Here is a 2,937-nt window from a genome sequence, read left to right on the forward strand (position 1 = left end):
CTGCCCACCGTGGTCCGCGACGCCTGGGCCGCCACCGGCTGGGAGACCGGCCGGCTCGGCTACCCGACCTCGGGCGGCACGAAGGTGACCGGCGGCACCCGGTGGACCTTCCAGGGCGGCTCGATCACGGTGTCGGCGCAGACCGGTGCGGCCACCGTGCAGTTCCGGTGACGACGCGGCCGGTGCCGGGCCGGGCCCCCCTGCGTTCGGTGCAGGGCGTCGGCGACACACAGGTAGCGTGGAGGACATGACCGTGACCGCCGCGACCGCGACCGCGGGCGCCCGGAGCTGGCGCCGGGCGGCGGACGACCTCATCGGCGGGTGGCAGCAGCGTCAGCTCTGGGGTCACCTCGGGTGGCAGGACATCCGGCAGCGGTACCGGCGCTCCCTGCTCGGCCCCATCTGGATCTCCATCACGATGGCGGTCACCGCCGTCGCGCTGGGTGTGCTGTACGCCGGCCTCTTCGGCAACGACCTGGCCGTCCAGCTGCCCTACGTGCTGGTGGGCTTCATCATCTGGGGCTTCATCAGCGGCTGCATCGCCGAGGGCGCCGACGTCTTCATCGCGAACGAGGGGCTGATCACCCACCTGCCCTCGCCGTTGAGCGTGCACGTCTACCGGCTGCTCTGGCGGCAGATCCTGTTCTTCGCGCACAACCTCGTGGTCTACGTGGTGATGCTGTTCATCTTCCGGCAGGACTTCAGCTGGCCGGACCTGACCGCCATCCCGGCCTTCCTGCTGGTGGTGGTCAACGGCGCGTGGGTCGCCCTGCTGCTGGGCATCGTCACCACCCGGTTCCGGGACCTGACGCCGATCACCCAGTCCATCGTGCAGCTCGCCTTCTACATGACCCCGATCGTGTGGATGTACGAGGACCTGCAGAACAGCAGCCAGCCGGCGATCGCCGAGCGCGCCGCCCTGGTGCAGCTCAACCCGTTCTTCCACTATCTGGAGATCCTCCGGCGGCCGATGCTGGGCGAGCCCCAGCTGTGGCACAGCTGGATCGTGGTCGCCGTCATCACGGTGGTGGGCTGGGCGCTGACCCTGTTCGCGCTGCGCCGCTACCGCTCCCGAATCGCGTACTGGGTGTGAGCGTGGACGACACCGGCATGGTCAGCATCACGACGAAGGACGCCTGCGTCGACTTCCCGATCTTCGACGCGAAGAGCCGGTCGCTGAAGAAGACCGTCATGGGCGTCGTCGGTGGCAACATCGCGAGCACCAGCAGGGTGCCGATCATCGAGGCGCTGCGCGACGTGTCGCTGCACCTGCAGCACGGCGACCGGGTCGGCCTGGTCGGTCACAACGGCGCGGGGAAGTCCACGCTGCTGCGGCTGTTGTCGGGCATCTACGAGCCGACCCGCGGGACGGCCGAGATCCGGGGACGCGTCGCCCCGGTGTTCGACCTGGGCGTCGGGATGGACCCGGAGGTCTCCGGCCTGGAGAACATCATCATCCGGGGGCTCTTCCTGGGGATGACCCGCAAGCAGATGGACGAGCGGGTCGACGACATCGCGGAGTTCACCGAGCTCGGTGACTTCCTGCGGATGCCGCTGCGCACCTACTCCACCGGCATGCGGGTCCGGCTGGCCCTCGGCGTGGTCACCAGCATCGACCCGGAGATCCTGCTGCTCGACGAGGGCATCGGCGCCGTGGACGCGGCCTTCCTGGAGAAGTCCAAGAAGCGGCTCTCCGAGCTGGTCGAACGAGCCGGCCTGCTGGTGTTCGCCTCCCACTCCGACGAGTTCCTCCGCGAGCTCTGCGACACCGCGGTGTGGATGGAGCACGGGCAGGTGCGCATGCAGGGCGAGCTGGATGAGGTCCTGCGGGCCTACAAGGGGGTCGGTGCGTGACGGCCGGCGCCCAGCCCGCGGCCGCCCACCCGTCACGGTCGGCCACCGACCGCGTCGTCGCGGTGATCGTCACCCGGCACCGCACCGAGCTGCTTGCCCTGAGCCTCGCCGCGATCGCCGCGCAGACCCACCCGGTCGACCACGTGGTGGTCGTCGACAACGGGCCCGACGAGCCGGCCGAGCAGGTCGTGGCGGCCAGCGGGCTGCCGGTCACCTACCTGCCCAGCCAGCGCAACCTCGGGGGCGCCGGGGGCTTCGCGCTCGGCATGCTGCACGCGCTGGCCCTGGGTGCGGACTGGGTCTGGTGCGCCGACGACGACGGTCGCCCCGCCGACGGAACGGTCCTGCAGACGCTGGTGGACACCGCGGCGCGGCACGGCCTCGCCGAGGTCTCCCCGCTGGTCGCGGACATGTCCGACCCCGACCGGCTGGCCTTCCCGCTGCGCCGTGGACTGCGCTGGCGCCGCCGCCGCAGCGACTTCGCGGGGCTCGACCTGCTGCCGCGCTACGCCTCGCTGTTCAACGGGGCGCTGTTCAGCGCCGCCGCCCTCGACGTCGTCGGCGTGCCCGACTACCGGCTCTTCTTCCGCGGCGACGAGACCGAGGTGCACCGCCGGCTGGTCCGGTCCGGGCTGCCCTTCGGCACCGCCCCGGCCGCGGTCTACCTGCACCCCGAGGGCACCACCGAGTTCGCGCCGATCCTGGGTGGGCGGTTGTCGGCGCAGTACCCCGCGAACGAGGTCAAGCGCTTCTTCACCTACCGCAACCGCGGGTACCTGATGGCCCAGCCCGGGATGCGCTGGCTGCTGCCGCTGGAGTTCGTCCGGTTCAGCTGGTTCTTCCTGGTCTCCCGCCGGGACCGCGCCGGCTGGCGCGAGTGGCTCCGGCTGACCCGGGCCGGCCGGCGCGAGCGGTTCACCCGGGACTGACCCGCCGCGGCGCTGGACGCCTCGGACACGAGAGGGGGGGGGGGGGGGGGGGGGGGGGGGCCCCCCGCCCCCCCCCCCCGCGCCCATACACACGCCACCCCACCCACACAAAACCCACCACCCCCCACACAACCTCTACCAGACACCCACCGAC

General features: G+C 71.6%; 4 protein-coding genes. All 4 read left to right on the top strand.

Features of this window, described 5'->3' with window-relative positions; all coding sequences use genetic code 11:
• Nucleotides 1-9 precede the first annotated feature (9 nt).
• The 4 genes from ACI79Y_RS19575 (at nt 10) to glfT1 (ending at nt 2,783) form a co-directional block, all read left to right on the top strand.
• Nucleotides 10-171: an LGFP repeat-containing protein gene (locus tag ACI79Y_RS19575; protein ID WP_457160093.1), complete on the top strand. Its 162-nt coding sequence runs from the start codon at nt 10-12 to the stop codon at nt 169-171.
• A 76-nt stretch (nt 172-247) separates the two neighbouring features.
• Nucleotides 248-1,093 carry a galactan export ABC transporter permease subunit Wzm/RfbD gene (wzm, locus tag ACI79Y_RS19580; protein ID WP_457160090.1) on the top strand — a complete coding sequence of 282 codons (846 nt, stop codon included), beginning with the start codon at nt 248-250 and terminating at the stop codon, nt 1,091-1,093.
• Nucleotides 1,090-1,854 carry a galactan export ABC transporter ATP-binding subunit Wzt/RfbE gene (gene wzt / locus ACI79Y_RS19585; protein ID WP_457160091.1) on the top strand — a complete coding sequence of 255 codons (765 nt, stop codon included), beginning with the start codon at nt 1,090-1,092 and terminating at the stop codon, nt 1,852-1,854. The genes wzm and wzt overlap by 4 nt, the downstream gene beginning before the upstream one ends.
• Nucleotides 1,851-2,783, top strand: coding sequence for a galactofuranosyltransferase GlfT1 (gene glfT1, locus ACI79Y_RS19590; RefSeq protein WP_457160092.1), 933 nt, complete (start codon nt 1,851-1,853; stop codon nt 2,781-2,783). Before wzt ends, glfT1 begins: the two co-directional genes overlap by 4 nt.
• Nucleotides 2,784-2,937: the final 154 nt, after the last annotated feature.

Source organism: Modestobacter sp. SYSU DS0875 (genome assembly GCF_054050915.1).